This window comes from Streptomyces sp. NPDC103540, from assembly GCF_055584445.1.
This window is the reverse complement of record NZ_JBVJMA010000004.1, coordinates 424,440-448,484: the sequence shown is the minus strand read 5'-3', so window position 1 is coordinate 448,484 and position 24,045 is coordinate 424,440. Positions and strand designations below refer to the sequence as shown.

Genomic DNA, 24,045 nt, shown 5'->3' with positions numbered 1-24,045 from the left:
GGTCAGACCGCCTCTCCCTGACGGGCGGCCGCGAGGCGGACCGCGTCGAGGATCTTCTCGTAGCCCGTGCAGCGGCAGAGGTTGCCGGACAGGGCCTCACGGATGTCCTGGTCGGACGGGTCGGAGTTCTCCTCCAGCAGCGCGTCCGCCTGGACGAGCAGACCCGGGGTGCAGAAACCGCACTGGACGGCGCCGGCGTCGATGAACGCCTGCTGGATGGCGGAGAGCTCGACGCCCTCACCGGTCTGGGAGTCACCGGGCTTGGCGGCCCAGCGCTTGGCCTCGTCCGTGGAGACGCCCTTGCCGCCGCAGCCGCCGCCGGTGCCGCAGGCACCGCCGTGGCCGTGCTCCTCGCGCTGCTTGGCGAAGTCGGCCAGGCCCTCGACGGTCACGACGTCGCGACCCTCGACCTGACCGGCGGCCACCAGGCAGGAACAGACCGGCACGCCGTCGAGGCGGACGGTGCAGGAACCGCACTCGCCCTGCTCACAGGCGTTCTTCGAACCCGGCAGGCCCAGGCGCTCGCGCAGGACGTAGAGGAGGGACTCGCCCTCCCAGACGTCGTCCGCTTCCTGCTGACGGCCGTTGACAGTGAAATTGACGCGCATGGTTACGCAGCCCCTTCAAGCGAGCGGCCGTTGGTGCCGCGGTACTGCTCCCACGTCCAGACGAGCTGGCGGCGAGCCATGATGCCTACCGCGTGGCGGCGGTACTTCGCCGTGCCGCGGACGTCGTCGATCGGGTTGGCCGCGCCGGAGGCGAGCTCACCGAACTGCTTGGCGATCGACGGGGTGATGACCTTGCCCGACTCCCAGAAGCCGCCCTCTTCGAGCGCGGCGTTCAGGAACTCCTCGGCGGCCTTCGCCCGGATCGGGGTCGGCGCGGCCGAACCGATGCCGGTGCGGACCGTGCGGGAGTCCGGGTGCAGCGCCAGACCGAAGGCGCACACCGCGATGACCATCGCGTTGCGGGAGCCGACCTTCGAGTACTGCTGCGGACCGGACGCGTTCTTGATGTGGATCGTCTTGATGAGCTCGTCGGGGGCCAGCGCGTTGCGCTTGACGCCCGTGTAGAACTCGTCGATCGGGATCAGGCGCGAGCCGCGGACCGACTCGACCTCGACCTCGGCGCCGGCGGCGAGGAGGGCGGGGTGGGAGTCACCGGCGGGCGAGGCGCAACCGAGGTTGCCGCCGACACCGCCGCGGTTGCGGATCTGCGGGGACGCGACCGTGTGCGAGGCGAGCGCGAGACCCGGCAGCGTTTCGCGCAGGTTCTCCATGATCTGGGTGTACGGGACGGAGGCGCCCAGCTTGGTGACCTCCTCGCCTACCTCCCACTCCCGCAGCAGCCCGATGCGGTTGAGGTCGAGGAGGTACTCCGGACGGCGGTGGTCGAAATTGATCTCGACCATGATGTCGGTGCCACCCGCAATCGGCACAGCTGTGGGGTACTCGGCCTTAGCGGCGAGCGCCTCCTCCCAGCTGGCGGGGCGAAGGAAGTCCATGTGCGGCTCTCTTCTTCTTAATCGGGTCGTTCACTTCAAGCCAGGAGGCCGAAGGGCCCTCGACTGGTCGTTCACGTGCTGTTAACGCGGTGTGGAGCCAGTACACAAGCCAGGCGTCCCTCGGGTGCAGTCACCGAAACCATGAAGCGGTTGGCTGACGGGCTCCCTCGTCTTGTAGATTCGTATGAAAGGCAGGATGCGACGACCTGCCCGATTTCCAACGGCAACAAACGAGACAGATCGGCGGCGACATCATGCGGCTGCGCGCACTGCTGGAAACCGAGGCGCTGGGGCTGCGGCTGCTGGGCGGCGAGGAAGAACTCGACCGGACGGTCCGCGGGGTCATGACGACCGACCTGAGGGATCCCAGCCGATACCTCTCCGGGGGCGAGCTCGTCCTCACTGGCCTGGCCTGGCGAAGAAATTCAGCCGACTCCGAGCCGTTCGTACGAATCCTCGCGAGCGCGGGCGTCGCCGGCCTCGCCGCCGGCGAGGCGGAGCTGGGCGACATCCCGGACGATCTCGTTTCGGCCTGCCTGCGCAACCGGCTCCCACTGTTCGCCGTGAACGAGGACGTTGCATTCGCCACCATCACCGAGTACGTGGTGCGGCAGGTCTCCGGGGAGCGCGCGGGCGACCTCGCGGCCGTCGTGGACCGCCACCGGCGGCTGATGACGTCGGGCCCCGCGGGCGGCGGACCCGACGTGGTGCTGGATCTGCTCACCACGGACCTCGATCTACGGGCCTGGGTGCTCTCGCCCACCGGCCGGCAGATCGCCGGCGCGGGCGAACCGCTGGCCCCGGGCGTGTGCGCGGCGCTGGCGAGCGAACACCTCGCGGCGGTCCGGACCGGCCGCAGGGGCCCGCACCGGATGTCCATCCAGGGTATTACGTACTCCCTGTTCCCGATCAGGGGACACGGCCGGGGGCCGGGTCCCGCGGCCCGTGACGTGCGCGAGACCGTGCTCTCGGACTGGCTGCTGGCCGTGGAGGCCGACGCGGGCGATTGGCCCGCCGAGCGCCTCGACCTGCTCCAGGGCGTCACTCAGCTGATCGCCGTCGAGCGGGACCGCCGGGACGCGGCCCGCACGGTGCGGCGCAGGCTCGCCCAGGAGGTCCTGGAGCTGGTCCAGACGGGCGCGGCGCCCGCCGAGATCGCGGCCCGCCTGCGGGTCGCGGCCCCGGTGCTGCTGCCGGGTCTGGGCGGCGCCCCGCACTGGCAGGTCGTCGTGGCGCGGGTGGACTGGGAGGGCGGGGACATCCCCGGCGGCCCGGTGGCTCAGTCGCTGCTGGAGGAGATCCTCGTCGACCCGTCGATGGCCGGACCGGAGCCCTCCGACCGGATCGCGGTGGCCCATGCGGGTGACGAGGCCATCGCCCTGGTGCCGCTGCCCGCCCTCCCCGGCGACGCGGGCGAGGACCGGGGACCGGACTCCGCGCTGCACGCCGACGCGCTGCTGGCCGCCGTACGCGAGCCCCTGGCCGCCGGTCTCGCCGACGACGGGCGCCTGACGCTCGGCGTCAGCGCGGCCGTGCACTCCGCCGAGGGGCTGCGGGGGGCGCTGGAGGAGGCCCGGCACGCCCGCCGGGTCGCCGCGGCCCGCCCGGGCCGGGTCTGCGCCGCCGGTCACCACGAGCTGGCCTCGCACGTCCTGCTGCTGCCGTTCGTGCCGGACGACGTGCGCCGCGCCTTCACGGCCCGGCTGCTCGACCCGCTGCGCGACTACGACCGGCGCCACCGCGCGGAGCTCATCCCGACACTGGAGGCCTTCCTGGACTGCGACGGTTCCTGGACCCGCTGCGCGACCCGTCTGCACCTCCACGTCAACACGCTGCGCTACCGCGTCGGGCGAATCGAGCAGCTGACGGCGCGGGACCTTTCGCGCCTGGAGGACAAGCTGGACTTCTTCCTGGCCCTGCGCATGAGCTGACCGAATCCCGACCGGGGGGTCGGTCGGGGCCGGCTGACGAGCCGTCCGGACTTTGTGAAAGAGTTCACCCGACCCCTTGGCCGATGCGACCGATCCGTGCTCTCATTTCGCCCCAAGGGCTCAACGACGTGCTGCTTGGTTGCTTCGGGGAGGGCAATGTGGCGGATACCGCCATGTCCGGTGCGGGATCGACAGGGGGCGACGACCCTCTCCAGCGGGCGATATGGCGGCTGCGTTCGCGCGGCTGTTGGAGTGACGCGGCGGCCCTGCTGACGCCGCACGTGAACGACGCCGGAGCGGCCGTGCAGCGCACGGCGCTGCTGGTGGAGCGGTGTCTGTTCACCGGCCAGGGCTGGAGCGAGGCGGAGGACGCGCTGCGGGTGGCCGAGGCCGTGGCCCGGGACGACGACCAGCGGGGCGCGGCGGCCTGCGAGCGGGGCCAGCTGGCCTACGCGGCCACCGTGCTCGGCGTGCGCGACCGGGCCGACGAGGCCCGCTCGGCGCTGGGCCGGGCGGCGGCGCTGCTGTCCCCGACCTCGCGGACGCGACCGTTGCTGGACTTCCGGCGGGGCCTGGTCGCCGAACACCTGGCCGACGCCCCGCAGGCGGCCCGTCCCGCGTACCACCGGGCGCACGCCGGGGCCCTGGCCCACGGGGACACCCTGCTGCTGTCCTTCACCTGGCGGCACCTGGCGGCGCTGGCCCTGCGCGACGGGGAGGTGGCCGAGGCCCGCAAGGGGTTCGCGGAGTCGCTCAGGATCCGCGAGGAGCTGGGGTTCCTGGTGGGTACGGCGCCCGCGCTGGCGGCGCTGGCGGAGGCCGAGCCGGAGCCGGAGGCCGCCCGGCTGCGGGCGGAGGCCCGTCGGCTCTTCCACCTCCTGGGCGGGATCCCGACCTGGCTGGCGGACCAGCTGCGCGGCCCGGCCCCGGCCTGAGCGCGCGCCGCGCCGGTCGGGCGGATCGGGCGCGTGCGGGCCGCGGCGGTTCCGAACGGGATCGGGTCCGCCGCGGCCGGGCGGGGGGCGCTCAGAGCGGGGAGCCCGCGAAGTGTTCCCGTACGAGCGACTCCACCACCGGGAGGTCCTGGGCGATCAGGGCCTCCAGCAGGGCGGCGTGTTCCGCCGCGTCGGCCACGAGGTCCGCGCGGCGCACCCGCGGGGCTCCGGGCAGGGGCCACTGGGCACGGCGGTGGAGTTCCTCCGCGATCCGCACCAGTTGGCCGTTGTCGGCCAGGGAGAGCACCGCGCGGTGGAAGGCCCGGTCCGCGTCCCCGTACCCGGGCAGGTCGCCGGCGGCGGCCGCCTCGGCCGTGGCCCGGGCCGCCGGGCGCAGGGACTCCCAGGTCGCGGCCGGGACGGTGCGGGCCAGCCGGAGCATGACGGGCACCTCCAGCAGGGCCCGCACCTCGGCCAGTTCGGCCAGTGCCCGGGGGGTGCGGGCGATGACCCGGAAGCCCCGGTTGGGCAGGCATTCCACGGCGCCTTCGAGCGCCAGCTGCTGCATCGCCTCGCGCACGGGGGTCGCGGAGACCCCGAACCGCTCGCCGAGCGCGGGGCCGGAGTAGATCTCCCCGGGGACCAGTTCGCCGTCGACGAGGGCGGCGCGCAGGGCGTCGAGGACCTGCCCGCGCACCGAATGGCGCAGCACCTTCTGCGCCGGCATCGGGGGCGCTTCGTACACCCGGGGCCGGGCCGCTTCACGCACTCGGTCCTCCTCCTGGTGTTCGACCGGTTCAGAGAATAGGCGAAAGAGGTCGGAGCACGGGGTTCCCACCCCTCCCGAATCAGGTAAGGTAAGGCTAACCTTCCAACGATCGTGTGATGCGGTGGTCCCCCATGACCGGCTCGGCTCTCGACGTCCCGCGCCCCTGTGCACCCGCCCCGGCCGGCTCTCCGGCGGCGGACGCGTACGGGCGCCTGACGGCCGCCTACCCCGGTCTGCGGATCGTGGAGCGCGACGCGCACGAACCCCTCCCTCGCGGTGTGGGATGGGTCGGCGCGGACGAGCTCGCGGCCGGCGGGGAGGCGCTCGACGCCTTCCTCGCCTGGGACGAGGCGCAGGTCCTGCGGGACTACGGGCGCCGGGGTCGGCCCGACGTGGTGGCGGGCTTCGGCCTGCACCGCTACGCCTGGCCCGCCTGCCTGCTGTTCACGCTCCCGTGGTTCCTCGCGCGCAGGGTGCCCCGGCTGCCGGTGGAGGCCGTGGCCTTCCACCGGACCCGGGGGCTGCTGTCCGTGCGCGTGGAGGAGTTCGCGTGCCTGCCGGACGACCCGGCGGCGGGGCTGCCCGGCGCCGTCGTGGTGGCCGACGAGGAGGCGTTGCGGGAAGAGGTGCGGGCAGCGGTGTCCCGTCACCTCGAACCGCTGCTGAAAGGTTTCGGCCCGCGACTGCGGCGTGGCCGTCGCGCCCTGTGGTCGATGGCCACCGACGAGGTCGTCGAGGGGCTCTGGTACGTCGGCGGGCTGCTCGGCGAGGAGCGGCGCGCCCTGCGCGAGCTGGAACTGCTGCTGCCCGGCACGACCGCCCCGTACACGGGCGGCGCGCACTTCCGCACCCTGCGGGCCCCGGACGGGACGGAACACGTCACCCGGGACCGGGCCGGATGCTGCTTCTTCTACACGATCCGCCCGGAGGACACCTGCACGACCTGCCCACGCACCTGCGACGAGGAGCGGGTCGCCCGCCTCACGGCGGTGGCCGCCGCAGGCTGAAGCCACCCACAGGCGTGAACCGGATTCGAACGCAACTCGACTTCGCCGAGCGGTAGTTCGAGCCACAACACCCTATCCGACGGGCCCCGCCCCCCGAAGGCGTCCACTTGCCCCGAAACCCGCGTGCACCACGGACCTGCTGCGCCACTATGGCGCCCGGAAAGCCGCATACGCGAGGCAAGGGACAACCGCATGAGACTGACCGACATATCGCTGGACTGGCTGCTGCCCGGCAGCCTGCTGATCCTGGGCGTACTTGCGGCAGTGGCGGTGCTGGCCCGGGGCAGGCGGGAGGGCGAGAAGGCCGCGGCCGACGACAGCTGGGAACGCAGCGAGGAGCGCCGACGGCGCAAGGAGGCCGTCTACGGCACCGCCTCGTACGTCCTGCTGTTCTGCTGCGCGGCGGTCGCCGCGGCGCTCTCCTTCCACGGGCTGGTCGGCTTCGGCCGGCAGAACCTGAACCTCTCCGGGGGCTGGGAGTACCTGGTCCCCTTCGGTCTCGACGGCGCGGCCATGTTCTGCTCGGTGCTCGCCGTACGGGAGGCCAGCCACGGCGACGCCGCGCTCGGCTCGCGCCTGCTGGTCTGGCTGTTCGCGGGCGCGGCCGCCTGGTTCAACTGGGTGCACGCGCCCCGGGGCCTCGGCCACGACGGCGCCCCGCAGTTCTTCGCCGGGATGTCGCTCTCGGCGGCCGTGCTCTTCGACCGGGCCCTCAAGCAGACCCGCCGGGCGGCACTGCGCGAACAGGGCCTGATCCCGCGGCCGTTGCCGCAGATCCGGATGGTCCGCTGGCTGCGGGCCCCCCGGGAGACCTTCGGCGCGTGGTCGCTCATGCTGCTGGAGGGGGTGCGGACCCTGGACGAGGCCGTGGACGAGGTCCGCGAGGACAAGAAGGAGCGGGAGCAGGACCGGCACCGCAGGCGGGAGCAACACCGCCTGGACCGGGCGCACATCAAGGCGCTGGGCCGGCAGAACAGGGCCTTCGGGCGGGCCCGCGCACGCCAGGTCGACGTGCCCGGGTTGGCCCCGGGGTCGGGCTCCGCGCCGGTCGGCGCGGAGCCGGCCATATCGGAAGCGGGGCAGCTGCCACTACGCCGAAGGCCCTCACTCCAGGCCGTGAACGGAATTGAACCCGTCGATCCGCCCGGGCCCCGGACGGTGGACCTCACCGCCGAGGACGACACCCAGACGATCCCCCGACTCGACTCGCTGGAGCGCAAACTGAAGGATCTGGAACAGCAGTTCGGCTAGCCGCGGTGCGGCGACCGACGGACGGCGGGGGTGCCCCTGGGGCTCCCCCGCCGTCATGTGTGCGGGCCGCCGGCGTCGAGCTCGAACCACACGACCTTCCCGCGCCCGAGGGCGAGCGGATCGACCCCCCACGCGTCGGCCAGCGCCTCCACCAACAGCAGGCCCCGGCCGTGCGTACCGTCGTCGGCGGACGGTACGAAGGGCCGGACGCGCTGGGGGTTGAAGTCGCGGACCTCGACCCGTAGTCGGGCGGCCCGCAGGCTCGCGGACACCTCCGCGCCGTGGTCGGTGTGGACGAGGGCGTTGGTGACGAGCTCCGTGACGAGCAGTTCGGCCACGTCGGCCGCCTCCGCCCGGCACCGGTGCCGCATCAGCTCCCGCAGTTCCCGGCGGACCTCTCCCACCGCTTTCAGGTCCGAGCGCCGGACGCTGCGTCTGACCTCCGACGCGACCGCCGCCGCGATCGGGGCCGGCTCGCCGCCCTCGACCGAGGGTTCCCTCGGCACCGGCACTCCCCGCTTCCACACCTTCCCGGTATTCGCCCCCACCCGCACGGCGATGCCCCTCCCACGTCACTCGTTCCTCGAACAGGTCTACGGAATGCATGCCCCCCGGGGAATTCCGCACTCCTGCGGGCTCGGGGTCGCTGCACGTCGCGCAGGTCGGATCGAGCCATGTCGAGCCGTGCCGATCATCCGCCCCGCCCCCGCGTCGAGCGCGATCTTCCCGGCCGAACATGCGAATCCGGTCACCGCGCCGACGCCGCCCTTCGGTGGAACCGACAGGGGTGCGGGGGCGGCCGGCCCGCCCGCCCGGGCCGGCGTCCGGTGCCGGAGTACGCCCCTCGCGGCCCCTGTGAGCTGCCGGGGCTCCCCCACGCGGACCCCGTGGGCACCGGTCGCGGGGCCGACGACGGCGCGGTCGGGGTTCCGGCGGGTCGCCGCCCGGGAGGGGAGGCCGAAAATCGACAGGTCACGCTCGGCCACTACGGGCGACGAATCGCTGAAAACGACCACTTTGACGGGCGGGCCGTACTGCACGAGGGGGAGGAAATCTCCCATCGGCACCGAGAATCCACCATCGCCCGACATCGACACCACTTGACGGACGCGGTCCGTGACGAAGGAGCCGTCGCCGCGACGCCCGACGTTCGGGGAACGATAGCGCGCCACGCCTGCCCCGCCCATGCGGGACAGGCTTTCACCGGACCCGCGAGGCCGCGCGGACCCACCCGAACGGAGCAATCCGACGCGCCACCCACCACCACCTGCAACGGCGTTTCGGGCGACGGGCAGATGGGCGACCGAACCTGCCGGAGCGCCCCGCGGCCACGCGCCGCGGGGCGCTCCGGCACGACGCGGAGGGCTCCGGTACGCCGCCGAGCGGACGGGGGTCGCCGAGGGCGTCGAGGATCCGCCGCGCCGCCTCCTCGCCGGGCCGTCCGCCCGGTCACGCCTCCCAGATCGCGGCCGCCGTCCGGTCGTCGGCGTAGCCCTTGAGGCGGAGCTGGGTGTCCGCGAGGAAGGCCGCCAGGCCCGGCGGGTCGCCCTGGGACCAGCGGTCGGCCAGCTCGGCGGGGAGCAGTCCCTCCTCGCGCATGGGGTCGGCGAGACCGCCGGAGCACAACAGGAGGGTGTCGCCGGGGCGGGCCACGGCCGCGCGGAAGCGGAAGCCCGCGCCGCCCTCGGTGTGGGTGACCGGGCCGGGCGGTTCGAGGTCCTGCCAGCGGCCGTCCCGGAGCCGGAAGACCCCGCCCGCGCCCGCGCCGAAGCACACCCGGTTGGGACAGCGGGGGTCCAGCGGCAGCAGGACCCCGCGCAGCCCCGCCGTGTAGGCCTCCTCGGCCAGTCCCAGTTCGGCCGCGTGGGCCCGCAGCCGACCGTAACCCCGGTCGGTGAGCCGCTGGAGGCCCGACAGCAGGGCCTCGCGCCGCCCCGCCCGTACGTCGTCGGTGAGCCGCTCGCGGCTGCGCCCGACGGCCGCCGCGACGGATCGACCCAGTTCGGCGGCGGCCTCCCGGGCGCCTGGGGCGGCCCGGTCCCCGCCGGCCAGGACGACCAGGACCAGGCCGTCGTCACCACTGCCGAAGCGGGCCGTGAGCAGGAAGTCCCGACGGGCTTCGCCCCGGTAGCGGGCGGAGTCCCCGCGCAGGGAGGCGGCGCGCAGGGTGTAGGTGCCGTAGCGGGCCCCCTCCAGCACGGTGTCGGGGGTCAGGAAGTCGAGCGCGGCGGGGTCGGCCGCGGGCAGCGCTCCCGGTTCGGCGGCGTAGGTGGGGGCCCGGTCTCCGAGGAAGGCGGGCTCGGGACGGTCGACCGTCTCGAACGGCGGGGGCGGTGGCGGGGCCGGGCGGGACGGGGGACGCGGCGCCGCCGGCGGTACGGGCTCCGGCTCCGGCTCCGCGGCCCGCGCGGGCCTCCCGGCCGGCGCCGCGGGTGCGCCCCACCGCCACGCGGGCGGCTCGGCGGCGGGCCCGGGCGGGTCGGTGTCCGGGGCTTCGGCCGGGTCGGCGGCCGGCGCCGGGGGCACCGTCACGTCGCCCCGCGCGTACCCGGTCGCCCCCGACAGGCGCGGGTCCCGCCACGCGGGTGGCGGCGGGGCCGGCTCCGGGCCGGAACCGGCGCCGCGCTGCGCGGGCAGCGGCGGCGAAGGGGGCGCGGGGGGCGCGGACGGGTGGGGAGGCGGTACGGGGCCGGCGGCGGGCACGGGCGGTACGGGGGCCGGCGCGGCGGGCGTCGACGCGGCGGGAGGCACCGCGGACGCGGGCGACGCGGCGGGAGGCGCCGCGGGTGCGGGACCTGCGGGAGCCGACGCCGACGCGGACGCGGGAGGCGGGCCCGGGCGCCCTGCCGTCGGGGGCGCCGGTGAAGGGGGTGCGGGCGGCGCCGTGGGCGCGGGGGGCGCCAGGGGTGCGGACGCCTCGGGAGGCGCCGGGGCTGTGATGGGCTCGGGGGCCGCCGAGGGCGCCGGGGGCTCGGCAGGTGTCGCCCGGCGCGCCGGGGCCCCGGGCGCCGCGTCGCCCGCGCGGGGTGCCGGAAGCACCGGCTCGGCGGGCGCGGACGGGGGCGCGGTCGGCGTCGTGGTCGTGCCCGGCGCGGTCTGCGCAGGCGGCGCCCCGGCCGGTCCGGCGGACTCCCCCGGCCCGTCCGGGGCCGGTCCCGCCTGCGTCACCAGCCCGGACGCCGAACGGAACCGGTGGTCCAGCGTGTCCCCCGGATCGGGCTCGGGTGCCGCGTCCGGATCCTCGTAGAGCTTCTGCCACCAGTCCTGCGCGCCCCGCTGACTCATGCCCTCATTGTCGGCCTCCCCGGGCGGCGGAAAACCCCGAACGCGCGAAATGGGTCGACCCGGCCGCCGCCCGCCGGCCGTCCTCCCCATGTCCCGTACGGAACAGCGGACTTCGTACGTCCGCGCGACCCTCCGGGTGACCGTACGACCGCCCCGGCGCGGTACGCGAGGGCGGACACATCGCCCTCCCCGGGCGAATTCCGGCCAACCGCGTTGTCGCACGGCAAAGTTGCCGCGCGGACGGCTCGTGACCGGCGGATGTGGGTACCGCGCCGGCCGTCGCCTTGGCGGAGCGGCGGTGGGTGCGGCGATGATGTCCGAGGCGGGATCGCGCCGTGGCCGCTTCCCGCCGGGATCGGCACGAGATGGGGGTGGACGGGTTGCTGGGGGCGATAGGCCTGGACGAGGGCCAGGAGTCGGCTTACCGCGCGCTGGTGGCGCTGGGCGCGGCGGAGGTCCCGGACCTGGCGCACCGGCTGACGCTGCCGGTGCCGCAGACCGAACGGGCCCTGCGGCACCTGGAACGGCACGGCCTGGCCGCACAGTCCTCGGCCCGCCCGGGCCGCTGGGTGGCCGCGCCGCCGGGGGTGGCGCTGGGCGCCCTGCTGACGCGGCAGCGGCACGAGTTGGAGCGGGCGGAGCTGGCGGCGGTGCTGCTGGCGCGGGAGTACCGGGCGGAGGCGGGCGAGCCTGCCGTGCACGACCTGGTGGAGGTGGTGACCGGGGCGAGCGCGGTGGCGCACCGCTTCCACCAGCTCCGGCTGGGCGCGACGCAGGAGGTGTGCGCGCTGGTGACCAGCCGGCCGGAGGCGGAGCCGCGCCTCGACGACGAGGCCGGGGAACGGGCCTTCGTACGGGGCGTCACCCACCGGGTCGTGCTCGAACGGGAGGCGCTCGCCCTGTCCGGGGGCATCCGGGAGGCCGGGGCCGCCCTGGCGCGCGGTGAGCGGATCCGGGTGACGGACCGGGTGCCGACGAGGCTGGTGATCGCCGACCGCTCGCTGGCGATGGTCCACCTCACCCCGCGCGGGGCGGAGCCGGCCGCGTTGGTCGTGCACGCGTCGGGGCTGTTGGAGGCGTTGCGGGGCCTGTTCGAGGCGGCGTGGCGGGAGGCGCTGCCGCTGCGGCTCGGGGCGACGGGCTGCGCCGAGGAGGGCGCCGGAGGCCCGGACGAGGTGGACCTGGAGATCCTCTCGCTGCTGCTGGCGGGGATGACGGACGCGAGCGTGGCCAAGCACCTGGAGCTGGGGCTGCGCACGGTACAGCGGCGGGTGAAGGGGCTGATGGAGCTGTCCGGGGTCACCACGCGGCTCCAGCTCGGCTGGCAGGCGTACCGGCGGGGCTGGGTGGCCCGATAGACCCCGGTCGGTCACGCTGGGCAGATGGATCTGCCTCAGCTGCTCCTGGTGGGGCTGGTGCTGCTGCTCGGGGTGCTCGGGGTGCTGGTCCCGGGGGTGCCGGGAACCTGGCTGGTGTGGGCGGGCGTGCTGTGGTGGGCGATGGGCGAACGGTCGACGCCCGCGTGGGCGCTGCTCGTCGCCACGACGGTGTTGCTGCTGGTGGTGCAGGTGGTGAAGTGGCAGCTCCCGCCGCGCCGGCTGCGCGGGGTGGGCGTGAGCCGTCGGATGGCGGTGTACGCGGGCGCGGGCGCGCTCGTGGGCTTCGTGGCGCTGCCGGTGGTGGGCGCGGTGCCGGGTTTCGTGGGCGGCGTCTACCTGTGCGAACGCCGCCGGCTGGGCACGCACGGCGAGGCGTGGGCCTCGGTGCGGACGGTGATGCGGGCGGTGGGGACGAGCGTGCTGGTGGAGCTGTTCGCGTGCCTGATGGTGGCGGCCGCCTGGCTGGGCGCGGTCCTGGCGGGTTCCTGACCCTCGCCACCCGCCGGGCCCGATCGGCGCCACCCGCCGGACCCGGCGGGCCGTGGCCGGGTCGGACGGGCCGTGGCCGGGTCGGACGGCGGGCCGACCCGGCTCCTGCGGGTCAGGCCCTGCCGTTGCGCTTCGCGGCGTAGTTGGCGCGGCCCTCCGCGGACTTCAGGCGCCAGTCCCGGCGGATCTCCGACCGCAGTCGGGCGTCCGTCTTCGCGACGATCCGCTGGTTCTCCCGCAGCAGCTTGCGGTAGCTCTCCAGCCGTCGCTCGGGCAGCGCCCCCGAGTCCAGCGCCTCCAGCACCGCGCAGCCCGGCTCCGCGACGTGCGCGCAGTCGTGGAAGCGGCACCGGGCGGCGTACTCCTCGATCTCCGAGAAGACCTGCCCGACGCCCGCCTCGGCGTCGAACAGGCCGACCCCGCGCAGCCCCGGGGTGTCGATGAGGACACCGCCCCCGGGCAGGGCCAGCAGGTTGCGGGTGGTCGTGGTGTGACGGCCCTTGCCGTCGACGTCACGGATCTCCTGGACCTCCATGACGTCCGCGCCGAGCAGCGCGTTCGCCAGGGTGGACTTTCCGGCGCCGGAGACGCCGAGCAGCACGCTCGTGCCGTCGGCGACGATCGCCGCCAGGACGTCCGTGCCCTCCCCGGTGTGGGAGGAGACGGTCAGCACCTGCACGCCCGGGGCCGCGGTCTCCACGTCCTGGACGAGGTGGGCCAGCGCGGTCGGGTCCGGTACGAGGTCGGCCTTGGTGAGGACGACGATCGGCTGCGCCCCCGACTCCCACGCGAGGGCGAGGAAGCGCTCGATCCGACCGAGGTCGAGTTCGACGGCGAGGGAGACGGCGATGACCGCGTGGTCGACGTTGGCGGCGAGGATCTGGCCCTCGGAGCGCTGCGAGGAGGTGGAGCGCACGAAGGCGGTACGGCGCGGCAGGTACGCCTTGACGTACCGGGGGTTGCCGCTCGCCTCGACGGCGGCCCAGTCGCCGGTGCAGATGACGCGCAGCGGGTCGTGCGGGGTGACGAAGGCGGTGTCGGCGCGGACGATGCCGTCCTCGGTCATGACGTCGCACTGGCCCCGGTCCACGCGCACGACCCGGCCCGGGAGGAGTCCCCGGTCGGCGTACGGCTCGAACTCGACCGCCCACGCGTCGTCCCAGCCGTAGGGGGCGAGGACGGAGCGGGAAGCGGAGGAGGAAGAGGAAGAGGGGAAGGAAGAGAGAGTCAAGGGGAACCCTTCACAGGGTGGCCCCGGCAGCGCGCGCCTCGGCGCGCGAAGAAGGTGTGAGGTCAGCCGGAGACCACGGGGGTGACATTGATGGGCTTCTGAGTGCGAACGGCACCCTGCTCGACAGCAGTCATCAATGAACTCACCTCCGGGTCGTACAACGGTCTGTGGTCACCCACCGATCGGCGGGAACGGGTTCACCGTAACAAGGCCCTTCGCCCCGGCGCCAATCCTTTTTCCGCAGGCTTTCCGCGGGCCTTTCCGCGGGCCTTCCGCAGGCCTTCCGCCCGTGTTCGCGCCCGCCCCGATCCGGCGCCCCGGAAACGACCGGACGCCCGCCACCGTGGGGGGGCGGGCGTCCGTGGGCGCGGGCGGGCGGGGGGCCGGTGTCGCCGGTGTCAGTGCTTGCGCAGCCGGGAGGTGTAGTCGTCCGGCGGCAGGAAGTTCGACCAGCGCTCGGGGAACTCCGACGGCATCCCCGCGTCCTCGTCGTCCTCCGACTCCCCCTCGGCCAGTGCCCGCCAGGCGGCGGCCCGCGCCACCAGCTGGGCGGCCTCCGCCTCGCGGACCCGTTCGTTCGCCTCGCGCGCCGCGGCCGTGGCCACCGAGGGCCACACCCGGTCGATGGCGGCGTTGACGGCGGCGCCGACGAGCACCGCGAACGCCGAGATGCCGATCCACAGCAGGATCGCCACGGGCGCGGCCAGCGAGCCGTAGATCGTCGGCCCCTCCACCGTGTTGGTCAGGTAGATCCGCAGCAGGAACGAGCCCAGCACCCACATCGCGAGCGCCACCAGCGCGCCCGGGACGTCCTCGATCCACGGCGAACGAACCGGTACGGAGACGTGGTAGAGCGTGGTCAGGAAGGCGATGGAGAGCAGGGTGACGGTCGGCCAGTACAGCACCGCGATCACCTCGGTGCTCCACGGGACGAGCCGGACGACCACGTCCGGTCCGGCGACCATCAGCGGCAGCACCACCGCGCCGATGACCAGGGCGATCACGTACAGCAGGAAGGCGAGCAGCCGGGTCTTGACGATGCCCCGCTGGCCGTCGAGGCCGTACATGACGGTGATGGTGTCGATGAAGACGTTGACGGCCCGGGAGCCCGACCACAGCGCGAAGGCGAAGCCGAGGGAGATCAGGTCGGGTCTGCCGCGGCTGGTGACGTCGTCGAGCATCGGTTTGGCGATGTCGTTGACGCCCCGGTCGGACAGGATGGTGCCCACCGCGCGCAGGATGTTCTCCTCGATGCTGGCGACCGACTGGGTGTCGGTCCAGCCGTCCACGTAGCCGAGGAGGCCGAGCAGGCCCAGGAAGAGCGGGGGCAGGGAGAGCAGGGTGAAGAAGGCCGCCTCGGCCGCCAGCCCGAGGATGCGGTACTCGATGCAGGAGTTGACGGTGTCTTTGAGCAGCAGCCAGGCCATCTTCCGCTTGGAGACGTTGCGATAGAGGGCGCGGGCCCGATGGAGCCGTCCTGGGATCCGCTCGGGTGTTTCTTTTGCTGGCTGCACGTCCTTACGGTATCGGCATGGCAGCCACCACCCACACAGTCAGCAATCAGGTCCCGCCCCTGGTGGGCCACGAGGTCTACCTCGGCGACCGGGCCCTCACCGAGGGCGTCGAACGGCACCTGGCCGACGCGGCCCCCGAACTCCGCGACGAGGCAAGGGAGGAGCTGACCTCGCTGGGTCGGGCGGCGGGCTCGTCCCAGGCCCAGGAATGGGGTCGGCTGGCGAACGAGAACCCGCCGAAACTCCGTACGCACGACCGTTACGGGAACCGGATCGACGAGGTGGAGTTCCACCCGGCCTGGCACCGGCTGCTGGGGCACGCCGTGACCGCCGGGCTGACGGACGCCTGGGGGCGCCCCGCGGGGCACCTGCGGCGGGCGGCCGGCTTCTTCCTGTGGTCCCAGGCCGAGGCGGGCCACGGGTGCCCGGTCTCGATGACGCACGCCGCCGTCCCGGCGCTGCGGGCGGACCCCGAGCTGGCGGCGGTGTGGGAGCCGCGGCTGACCTCGCACGTGTACGAGGAGGGGCTGCTGCCGGCCGACCGGAAGGCCGGGGCGTTGTTCGGGATGGGGATGACCGAGAAGCAGGGCGGCAGCGACGTCCGGGCGAACACCACCCGGGCGGTGGCCCTGGACGCTCCCGGGGAGTACCTGCTGACGGGGCACAAGTGGTTCTGTTCGGCTCCGATGTCGGACGGTTTCCTGGTCCTGGCCCAGGCCTCCGCCGCCGGGCAGGACCGCCTGACGTGCTTCCTGGTGCCGCGGGTGCTGCCGGACGGTTCGCGCAACGCGTTCGCGATCCAGCGGCTCAAGGACAAGCTGGGCAACCGGTCGAACGCGTCGAGCGAGGTCGAGTTCGACGGGACCTGGGCGCGGCGGGTGGGCGAGGAGGGCCGGGGGGTGCGGACCATCATCGAGATGGTCGCGGCGACCCGGCTGGACTGCGTGATCGGTTCCGCCTCGCTGATGCGGCAGGCGCTGACGCAGGCCGTCCACCACGCGGAGCACCGCTCCGCTTTCGGAGCGCCGCTCATCGAGCAGCCGTTGATGCGCAACGTCCTCGCCGATCTCGCCCTGGAGTCGGAGGCGGCGACCGTCCTCACGCTGCGCCTCGCGGCCGCGTACGACGCCGGCACGGAGCAGGAGCGGGCCTTCCTGCGCCTCGCGGTGCCCGCCGCGAAGTACTGGGTGACCAAGCGCTGTACGCCGATGGTGGCGGAGGCCCTGGAGTGCCTGGGCGGCAACGGCTACGTCGAGGAGTCGGGGCTGCCCCGGCTGCTGCGCGAGTCCCCGCTCAACTCGATCTGGGAGGGCTCCGGCAACGTCCAGGCCCTGGACGTGCTGCGCGCCCTGCAACGGGAGCCCATGGCCCTGAACGCCTTCCTGACGGAGGTGGGCCTGGCGCGGGGCGCCGACCACCGTCTGGACGCGGCGATCAAGAACCTGCTGACGGAGCTGGCCGACCTGGAGGGCATCGAGGCGCGGGCCCGTCGGGTGGTGGAGCGGATGGCCCTGGTGTTGCAGGGCTCGCTGCTGGTGCGGTGGGCGCCGCCGGAGGTGGCGGACGCGTTCTGCGCCTCCCGGCTCGGCGGTGACTGGGGCGCGGCCTTCGGCACCCTGCCGCACGGTCTCGACCTGCGCGCGGTGGTGTCACGGGCACGGATCTCGGGCTGATCGGGTCCGATGGAGCGTGGCGGTCCCCAAACCGCCGCGGTCCTCTCCCCGTCGTGGTCCCCAAACCACTCAGCACCGGGATCCGGGCCCGGTGAGGACAGATCGGGGGTGGCGCCGCGCCGACTCGGCACCACCCCTGATCCGAGAAGCCCCGAGGAAGGAGCTGTCACGCCGCTCTGCGGCGTGCCGATAGTTTCGGTCGGGTGACCGGAGGTTGGCGAGAGTTGCATACCGTTGCAACCCTTCAGACCTTCGGCTCGGCTCGGAGGACCGCCGACGGCGGGTGCCACCCGCACATGCCCCGGGTACGGGCGGGTACGGGGCGGCCCGGCGGCCTCCGCAGTACGTCCTGTTCAGCACGGGGAGGTTCCGGTGGCCAACACCGCAGGCAACGCGGTCGACGTGGCGCGCATCACGGCCATGGACGCGCGGGAGGCGGCGCGTCTGCTCAAGGGGGTGCGGGCGGCCGCACTGGCCGGGGATCGCCCCCCGGCGACGCCGCGGCCGGAGATCGCCGAGTCCTGGCGGCGGATGCTGGCCGGCGGGGTCCACCCGGACCGCGACGCCCGCTCGCGCCTGCTGTCGGCCTCCGAGACCGAGGAGCGCCGGCAGGTGTCGCCGCTGCGGGAGATCCTCCCGGTGCTGCGCGAGGGGCTGCTGCCCGCGCTGGACGAGGCCCTGCACATCATGGTCGTCGCCGACGCCGACGGGCGGCTGCTGTGGCGGGAGGGGCACGCCGCGGTCCTGCGCAAGGCGGACCGGCTGGGTTTCGCGGTGGGGGCCGACTGGGACGAGGCCGTGGTGGGGACCAACGGGGTGGGGACGGCCCTGGTGGCCCGGCGGCCGGTGCAGGTGTTCTCGGCGGAGCACTTCGTCTCCAGCCACCACGACTGGACCTGTGCGGGCGCCCCCGTACGCGACCCCCGTGACGGGCAGCTGCTCGGCGTGGTCGACGTCAGCGGGCCGCTGGCCACCATGCACCCGGCGACCCTGGCCTGGGTGACCTCCGTGGCCCGGCTGGCCGAGCGGGAGCTGCGGCTGCGGCACCTGGAGTCGCTGGAGCGGCTGCGGGCGGTGGCGGCGCCACTGCTGGCGCGGCTGCCCGGGCGGGCCGTGGCGGTGGACCCGCACGGCTGGACGGCGGCGGTGACGGGGCTGGCCCCCTCCGACCGGATCCCGCTGCCGAAGGCGCTCGCGCCGGGCCGGCTGTGGATCCCGCAGCTGGGCGACTGCGTGGCGGAGCCGCTGCCCGGCGGGTGGCTGCTGCGGCTGGAGGAGTCGCCCGCCGCCGCGCCCGCGGTCAGCCGCGTGGTCCTGGACCTCAGCCGGCCCAGATCCTGGTCGGCGACGGTGTACGGGGCCGCCGGCAGCTGGTCGCAGGAGCTGAGCCCGCGCCACGCGGAGCTGCTGTTCCTGCTGGCGGAGTCCCCGCGCGGGCGTTCGGCCGCCGAGCTCGCGGCGGAGCTGTTCGGCGACCCGACCCGGACGGTGACGGTGCGCGCGGAGCTGTCGCGCGTACGCCGGCACCTGGCGGGGGTCCTGACCCACCGGCCGTACCGCTTCGCGGAGGACGTGGAGGTGGAGCTGATCCGCCCGCGCGACCCCGCGCGGCTGCTGCCGCACTCCACGGCCCCGGCGGTGGTCCGGGCCCGCCTGGGCCGTTCGGGGCAGGGCGTGATTCCCTGAACGGCATGAGCACCATCACTCTCACCACGTGGTCCCTGGAGATGAACTCCCCCGAGGACCTGGTCGCGGCGACCGTCCCGGGCCCGGAGGTCCGCATCGAGCGGGCGGAAGTGCCCTCGCCGGAGTTCAGCCGGTTCCTGTACGCCTCGGTGGGCGGGGACATCCACTGGACGGACCGGCTGTCGCTGACCCGGGCGCAGTGGGTGGAGTACCTGGCCCGGCCGGGAGTGGAGACCTGGGTCGCGTACGACCGGGGGACGCCGGCCGGCTACATCGAACTCGATCCGCAGGCCGACGGCGTGGTGGAGATCATGTACTTCGGGCTGCTGCCGGACTTCCGGGGGCGCCGCATCGGCGGGCACCTGCTGACGTTCGGCACGGCCCGCGCGTGGGACCTGGCCTCCCGCTGGCCGGACCGCGAGCCGACGCGCCGGGTGTGGGTCCACACGTGCAGCGAGGACGGACCGACGGCGATGGACAACTACCGGCGGCGCGGCTTCCGGGTCTTCCGGACGGAAACCGAGGAGAAGGTGCCGACGCCGACCCCGGGCCCCTGGCCCGGCGCCTGACCCCAGGCCCCGCCCGGGGCACCCGACACGCCCACCCCCTCCGCAACCTCCCCCGCCCTCGCCCCCACCGCCCCCTCCGCCCCCGGCGTCCGCATGGTGGACACACGTCTCCCCGCGAGGGCGGGTCGCGGGGGCGGAGGGGCGACCGCGCCCCCGGCGGGGCCGCGACCGCCCGGCCCGCCCGATCCGCGGACGCGGCCGACCCCGCACCCGCACCCCCGTTCCCGGCGCTCCCGGGGGCCGTATCCGGCCGGGGCGACGGGGTGGCGTAGAGAACCGGCCAGAAGCGGAGGGGTCCCCTCCAGGCCGCCCCACACGTGACTCCGATCACGCGGTCCCGAGATTCGAGACGAGTTAGTCCGCATAGTGGACAGTAGTGGACTCCTCCAATCGGCCCATGCCACGCTTCCGCCATGAATGGAGCCGGAATCGCCTTGGTGAGTCGACGTCACGTCGACCTCGGCCGCGTATCCAGCGCCATCTGTCCGGCACGCTGACGGAACCAGCCACCGCCGCACGTCGCCGCCGTCCCCGCCGCAGCGGACGCGTCGAACCCTCGCAAGCCCCCTCAAGGCCGAACACGCCCTGACACGCCGGCAAACCCGGCCAAAGGGTGACATTCGGCCGCACCCTGCTCAGAGGCGCCAGTGTTATCGGGGGCACGCCGCCGCCCCCTGCCCCCTGCTTAGAGCCGCTGAAGAAGGACGTACCCGCCATGGCCGCCACCCCTGAAACGCCCGCAGCCGCCCCCGCAGCCGCAGCGCGCCGCAAGACCGGCCGTCACCGCGGCGAGGGTCAGTGGGCCGTCGGACACCACACGCCCCTCAACGGCAACGAGCAGTTCAAGAAGGACGACGACGGTCTCAACGTGCGGACACGCATCGAGACGATCTACTCCAAGACGGGCTTCGACTCGATCGACCCCAACGACCTGCGCGGCCGCATGCGCTGGTGGGGCCTGTACACCCAGCGCAAGCCCGGGATCGACGGCGGCAAGACCGCGATCCTGGAGCCGGAGGAGCTGGACGACAAGTACTTCATGCTGCGCGTCCGCATCGACGGCGGCCGGCTGACCACCGAGCAGCTGCGCGTCATCGGCGAGATCTCCGAGGAGTTCGCGCGCGGCACCGCCGACCTCACCGACCGCCAGAACGTGCAGTACCACTGGATCCGGATCGAGGACGTCCCCGAGATCTGGCGCCGCCTGGAGGCCGTCGGGCTGTCCACCACCGAGGCCTGCGGTGACACCCCCCGCGTCATCCTCGGCTCGCCCGTCGCCGGCATCGCCCAGGACGAGATCATCGACGGCACCCCCGCCATCGACGAGATCTACCGCCGCATCGTCGGCAACAAGGACTTCTCCAACCTGCCCCGCAAGTTCAAGTCCGCGATCTCCGGCTCGCCGCTGCTCGACGTGGCGCACGAGATCAACGACATCGCCTTCGTCGGCGTGAACCACCCCGAGCACGGCCCCGGCTTCGACGTCTGGGTCGGCGGCGGCCTCTCCACCAACCCCAAGCTGGGCGTGCGCCTGGGCACCTGGGTCTCGCTCGACGAGGTGCCCGACGTCTACGAGGGCGTCATCTCGATCTTCCGCGACTACGGCTACCGGCGCCTGCGCAACCGCGCCCGCCTGAAGTTCCTCGTCGCCGACTGGGGCCCGGCCAAGTTCCGCCAGGTCCTGGAGGACGAGTACCTGAAGCGCCCGCTGACCGACGGCCCCGCGCCCGAGCAGCCCAGCGGACAGTGGCGCGACCACGTCGGCGTCCACCCGCAGCAGGACGGCCGCTTCTACGTCGGCTTCGCGCCCCGCGTCGGCCGCGTCGACGGCGCCACCCTCGTCAAGATCGCCGACGTGGCCGCGCGGCACGGCTCCGGCCGACTGCGCACCACCGCCGAGCAGAAGATGATCGTGCTCGACATCGAGGCCGACCGCGTCGACTCCGTCGTCGAGGCCCTGGAGGCGCTGGACCTGCGCGTCAAGCCGTCCCCGTTCCGCCGCGGCACGATGGCCTGCACCGGCATCGAGTTCTGCAAGCTGGCCATCGTCGAGACCAAGGCGCGCGGCGCCTCGCTGATCGACGAGCTGGAGCGCCGCCTGCCGGACTTCGCCGAGCCGATCACCATCAACATCAACGGCTGCCCGAACGCCTGCGCCCGCATCCAGGTGGCGGACATCGGTCTCAAGGGCCAGCTGGTCCTGGACGAGAACGGCGAGCAGGTGGAGGGCTACCAGGTCCACCTGGGCGGCGCGCTCGGCCTGGAGGCCGGTTTCGGCCGCAAGGTCCGCGGCCTGAAGGTCACCTCGGCCGGACTGCCCGACTACGTCGAGCGGGTCGTCACGCGCTTCGAGGAGCAGCGTGAAGAGGGCGAACGCTTCGCGACCTGGGTCGCGCGCGCCGACGACAAGAGCCTGTCGTGAGCGAGCGCGCCGCACCGTTCCACTGCCCGTACTGCGGCGACGAGGACCTGTTTCCGAACGAAACCGGCCACGGCGCCTGGGAATGCAGGGCCTGCAACCGAGCCTTCCAGCTCAAGTACCTCGGGCTGCTGGCCCGGGGTGTCCGGTCCGACACCGCTGGAGGGGAAGAGATATGACCACCGATCAGGACGTGCGTCTCGAAAACGGCGCCTCCCTCAAGGAACTGGCCGAGCAGGCGGGCCGTGACCTGGAGGACGCCTCCGCCCTGGACATCCTCACCTGGGCGGCGAAGACCTTCGGCCCGCGGTTCTGCGTCACCTCCTCCATGGAGGACGCGGTGGTGGCCCACCTCGCCTCCCGCGCCTTCCCCGGCGTGGACGTGGTGTTCCTGGACACCGGCTACCACTTCGAGGAGACCATCGGCACCCGGGACGCGGTGGACGCGGTGATGGACGTCAACGTCATCACCCTGACCCCGCGGCAGACGGTCGCCGAGCAGGACGCCGAGTACGGCCCGAAGCTGCACGACCGCGACCCCGACCTGTGCTGCGCCCTGCGCAAGGTCAAGCCCCTGGAAGAGGGCCTGACCGCGTACCGGGCGTGGGCGACGGGCCTGCGCCGCGACGAGTCCCCGACCCGGGCGAACACCCCGGTCGTCGGCTGGGACGAGAAGCGCCGCAAGGTGAAGGTCTCCCCGATCGCCCGCTGGACGCAGGACGACGTGGACGCGTACGTCGCCGAGCACGGCGTGCTCACCAACCCGCTGCTGATGGACGGCTACGCCTCCGTCGGATGCGCCCCCTGCACCCGCCGCGTGGCGGAGGGCGAGGACGCGCGGGCCGGCCGGTGGGCCGGGCGCGGCAAGACCGAGTGCGGACTGCACGGCTGATGAATCGACCTACGGAGACAGAGCAGATGAGCGTGAGCGACCAGGGCGCCACCGTGTGGCTGACCGGGCTGCCGAGCGCGGGCAAGACCACCATCGCGTACGCCCTCGCCGAGCGGCTGCGCGGCGAGGGGCACCGGGTGGAGGTCCTCGACGGGGACGAGATCCGCGAGTTCCTCTCGGCGGGCCTCGGCTTCGGCCGCGAGGACCGGCACACCAACGTCCAGCGCATCGGATTCGTCGCCGAGCTCCTCGCGAGCAACGGCGTCAAGGCCCTCGTCCCGGTCATCGCGCCGTTCGCCGACAGCCGGGAGGCCGTGCGCAAGCGGCACGCCGCCGAGAACACCGCGTACCTGGAGGTCCACGTGGCCACCCCGGTCGAGGTCTGCTCCGAGCGTGACGTGAAGGGTCTGTACGCCAAGCAGGCGGCGGGCGAGATCTCCGGTCTGACCGGGGTCGACGACCCGTACGAGGTTCCGGTCTCCCCGGACCTGCGCATCGAGTCGCACACGCAGACCGTGCGGGAGTCGGCCGACGCCCTGCACGCACTGCTCACCGAGAGGGGTCTGGCATGACCACCGCCGCGCACCTGCACACCGAGTCCGACGCCGACGCGCCCTACGCGCTGTCCCACCTGGACGCCCTCGAATCCGAGGCGGTGCACATCTTCCGCGAGGTGGCGGGCGAGTTCGAGAAGCCGGTGATCCTCTTCTCCGGCGGCAAGGACTCGATCGTCATGCTGCACCTGGCGCTGAAGGCCTTCGCCCCGGCGCCGGTCCCCTTCGCCCTGCTGCACGTGGACACCGGGCACAACTTCCCCGAGGTCCTGGAGTACCGCGACCGCACCGTCGCCCGGCACGGGCTGCGCCTGCACGTGGCCTCCGTCCAGGAGTACATCGACGCCGGCAAGCTGCGCGAGCGCCCCGACGGCACCCGCAACCCGCTCCAGACGGTCCCGCTCACCGAGGCCATCCAGTCGCTGCGCTTCGACGCGGTCTTCGGCGGCGGCCGGCGCGACGAGGAGAAGGCCCGCGCCAAGGAGCGCGTCTTCTCCCTGCGCGACGAGTTCTCCCAGTGGGACCCGCGCCGCCAGCGTCCCGAGCTGTGGCAGCTCTACAACGGCCGGCACGCCCCCGGCGAGCACGTGCGCGTCTTCCCCCTGTCCAACTGGACCGAGCTGGACGTGTGGCAGTACATCGCCCGCGAGGGCATCGAGCTGCCGGAGATCTACTTCGCCCACGAGCGCGAGGTGTTCCTGCGCAACGGCATGTGGCTGACGGCCGGCGAGTGGGGCGGCGCCAAGGAGGGCGAGACCCCCGAGACCCGCCTGATCCGCTACCGCACCGTCGGCGACATGTCCTGCACCGGTGCCGTCGACTCCGACGCCACCACGCTGGACGCCGTGATCGCCGAGATCGCCGTCTCCCGCCTCACCGAGCGGGGCGCGACCCGCGCCGACGACAAGATGTCCGAGGCCGCGATGGAAGACCGCAAGCGCGAAGGGTACTTCTAAC

At 73.8% G+C, this 24,045-nt stretch carries 23 protein-coding genes; 15 read left to right on the top strand and 8 right to left on the bottom strand.

The window, feature by feature from the left end; translation table 11 throughout:
- Positions 1–2: 2 nt before the first annotated feature.
- Complete coding sequence (locus tag ACZ6ZI_RS12810; RefSeq protein ID WP_363052985.1) at positions 3–608, bottom strand: (2Fe-2S)-binding protein; 606 nt, start codon at positions 606–608, stop codon at positions 3–5.
- Between the two features lie 2 nt (positions 609–610).
- The gene (locus ACZ6ZI_RS12805) at positions 611–1,504 is read right to left on the bottom strand and encodes an FAD binding domain-containing protein (RefSeq protein ID WP_469519323.1); all 894 of its coding nucleotides are present in this window, start codon (positions 1,502–1,504) and stop codon (positions 611–613) included.
- A 254-nt stretch (positions 1,505–1,758) separates the two neighbouring features.
- Between ACZ6ZI_RS12805 and ACZ6ZI_RS12800 the strand changes: the two genes are divergently transcribed.
- Positions 1,759–3,435 carry a PucR family transcriptional regulator gene (locus ACZ6ZI_RS12800; RefSeq protein ID WP_363052983.1) on the top strand — a complete coding sequence of 559 codons (1,677 nt, stop codon included), beginning with the start codon at positions 1,759–1,761 and terminating at the stop codon, positions 3,433–3,435.
- A 173-nt stretch (positions 3,436–3,608) separates the two neighbouring features.
- Positions 3,609–4,370, top strand: a complete 762-nt coding sequence (locus ACZ6ZI_RS12795; RefSeq protein ID WP_469519606.1) for a hypothetical protein — start codon at positions 3,609–3,611, stop codon at positions 4,368–4,370.
- A gap of 91 nt (positions 4,371–4,461) precedes the next feature.
- Here the strand turns inward: ACZ6ZI_RS12795 and ACZ6ZI_RS12790 are convergent, their stop codons facing one another.
- Complete coding sequence (locus ACZ6ZI_RS12790; protein ID WP_469519603.1) at positions 4,462–5,097, bottom strand: GntR family transcriptional regulator; 636 nt, start codon at positions 5,095–5,097, stop codon at positions 4,462–4,464.
- A 173-nt stretch (positions 5,098–5,270) separates the two neighbouring features.
- Here ACZ6ZI_RS12790 and ACZ6ZI_RS12785 point away from each other — a divergent pair, with 173 nt between their 5' ends.
- Both ACZ6ZI_RS12785 and ACZ6ZI_RS12780 read left to right on the top strand, forming a co-directional pair.
- Positions 5,271–6,146: a (2Fe-2S)-binding protein gene (locus ACZ6ZI_RS12785; RefSeq protein WP_469519320.1), complete on the top strand. Its 876-nt coding sequence runs from the start codon at positions 5,271–5,273 to the stop codon at positions 6,144–6,146.
- Between the two features lie 192 nt (positions 6,147–6,338).
- Positions 6,339–7,397, top strand: a complete 1,059-nt coding sequence (locus ACZ6ZI_RS12780) for a DUF2637 domain-containing protein (RefSeq protein ID WP_363052980.1) — start codon at positions 6,339–6,341, stop codon at positions 7,395–7,397.
- A 53-nt stretch (positions 7,398–7,450) separates the two neighbouring features.
- Here the strand turns inward: ACZ6ZI_RS12780 and ACZ6ZI_RS12775 are convergent, their stop codons facing one another.
- From ACZ6ZI_RS12775 to ACZ6ZI_RS12765, 3 genes are all read right to left on the bottom strand, one after another.
- Positions 7,451–7,903, bottom strand: coding sequence for an ATP-binding protein (locus tag ACZ6ZI_RS12775; protein WP_469519316.1), 453 nt, complete (start codon positions 7,901–7,903; stop codon positions 7,451–7,453).
- 87 nt (positions 7,904–7,990) lie between these two features.
- Entirely contained in the window at positions 7,991–8,584 is a 594-nt protein-coding gene (locus ACZ6ZI_RS12770) for a thiamine pyrophosphate-dependent enzyme (protein ID WP_469519314.1), read from the bottom strand.
- Positions 8,585–8,846: 262 nt separating this feature from the next.
- Positions 8,847–9,929 carry a protein phosphatase 2C domain-containing protein gene (locus tag ACZ6ZI_RS12765; protein WP_469519311.1) on the bottom strand — a complete coding sequence of 361 codons (1,083 nt, stop codon included), beginning with the start codon at positions 9,927–9,929 and terminating at the stop codon, positions 8,847–8,849.
- A gap of 1,133 nt (positions 9,930–11,062) precedes the next feature.
- Here ACZ6ZI_RS12765 and ACZ6ZI_RS12760 point away from each other — a divergent pair.
- Entirely contained in the window at positions 11,063–12,040 is a 978-nt protein-coding gene (locus ACZ6ZI_RS12760; protein WP_469519601.1) for a helix-turn-helix domain-containing protein, read from the top strand.
- Between the two features lie 24 nt (positions 12,041–12,064).
- Entirely contained in the window at positions 12,065–12,550 is a 486-nt protein-coding gene (locus ACZ6ZI_RS12755; RefSeq protein ID WP_363052976.1) for a DUF456 domain-containing protein, read from the top strand.
- Positions 12,551–12,662: 112 nt separating this feature from the next.
- Here the strand turns inward: ACZ6ZI_RS12755 and rsgA are convergent, their stop codons facing one another.
- Both rsgA and ACZ6ZI_RS12745 read right to left on the bottom strand, forming a co-directional pair.
- Positions 12,663–13,781, bottom strand: coding sequence for a ribosome small subunit-dependent GTPase A (rsgA, locus tag ACZ6ZI_RS12750; RefSeq protein ID WP_469519308.1), 1,119 nt, complete (start codon positions 13,779–13,781; stop codon positions 12,663–12,665).
- Between the two features lie 398 nt (positions 13,782–14,179).
- Positions 14,180–15,295, bottom strand: a complete 1,116-nt coding sequence (locus ACZ6ZI_RS12745) for a YihY/virulence factor BrkB family protein (RefSeq protein ID WP_363052974.1) — start codon at positions 15,293–15,295, stop codon at positions 14,180–14,182.
- A gap of 17 nt (positions 15,296–15,312) precedes the next feature.
- Between ACZ6ZI_RS12745 and ACZ6ZI_RS12740 the strand changes: the two genes are divergently transcribed.
- The 9 genes from ACZ6ZI_RS12740 (at position 15,313) to cysD (ending at position 24,044) form a co-directional block, all read left to right on the top strand.
- Positions 15,313–16,968, top strand: coding sequence for an acyl-CoA dehydrogenase family protein (locus ACZ6ZI_RS12740; protein ID WP_469519304.1), 1,656 nt, complete (start codon positions 15,313–15,315; stop codon positions 16,966–16,968).
- Positions 16,969–17,388: 420 nt separating this feature from the next.
- The gene (locus tag ACZ6ZI_RS12735; RefSeq protein ID WP_469519598.1) at positions 17,389–18,654 is read left to right on the top strand and encodes a GAF domain-containing protein; all 1,266 of its coding nucleotides are present in this window, start codon (positions 17,389–17,391) and stop codon (positions 18,652–18,654) included.
- A gap of 5 nt (positions 18,655–18,659) precedes the next feature.
- On the top strand, positions 18,660–19,223 hold the full coding sequence (locus ACZ6ZI_RS12730) for a GNAT family N-acetyltransferase (RefSeq protein ID WP_363052972.1): 564 nt from the start codon (positions 18,660–18,662) through the stop codon (positions 19,221–19,223).
- Between the two features lie 413 nt (positions 19,224–19,636).
- Positions 19,637–19,720 carry a putative leader peptide gene (locus ACZ6ZI_RS12725; protein ID WP_363053047.1) on the top strand — a complete coding sequence of 28 codons (84 nt, stop codon included), beginning with the start codon at positions 19,637–19,639 and terminating at the stop codon, positions 19,718–19,720.
- A 218-nt stretch (positions 19,721–19,938) separates the two neighbouring features.
- Positions 19,939–21,645 (top strand): nitrite/sulfite reductase, encoded by a 1,707-nt coding sequence (locus ACZ6ZI_RS12720; protein WP_363052971.1) that lies wholly within the window; start codon positions 19,939–19,941, stop codon positions 21,643–21,645.
- A complete protein-coding gene (locus ACZ6ZI_RS12715) occupies positions 21,642–21,821 on the top strand; it encodes a hypothetical protein (protein ID WP_054227894.1) in 180 nt (59 codons plus the stop codon). The genes ACZ6ZI_RS12720 and ACZ6ZI_RS12715 overlap by 4 nt, the downstream gene beginning before the upstream one ends.
- Positions 21,818–22,534: a phosphoadenylyl-sulfate reductase gene (locus ACZ6ZI_RS12710; protein WP_469519298.1), complete on the top strand. Its 717-nt coding sequence runs from the start codon at positions 21,818–21,820 to the stop codon at positions 22,532–22,534. Before ACZ6ZI_RS12715 ends, ACZ6ZI_RS12710 begins: the two co-directional genes overlap by 4 nt.
- 26 nt (positions 22,535–22,560) lie before the next feature.
- Entirely contained in the window at positions 22,561–23,106 is a 546-nt protein-coding gene (gene cysC / locus ACZ6ZI_RS12705) for an adenylyl-sulfate kinase (RefSeq protein WP_363052969.1), read from the top strand.
- Positions 23,103–24,044 carry a sulfate adenylyltransferase subunit CysD gene (cysD, locus tag ACZ6ZI_RS12700; protein WP_363052968.1) on the top strand — a complete coding sequence of 314 codons (942 nt, stop codon included), beginning with the start codon at positions 23,103–23,105 and terminating at the stop codon, positions 24,042–24,044. The genes cysC and cysD overlap by 4 nt, the downstream gene beginning before the upstream one ends.
- The last annotated feature ends 1 nt before the right edge of the window (position 24,045 follow it).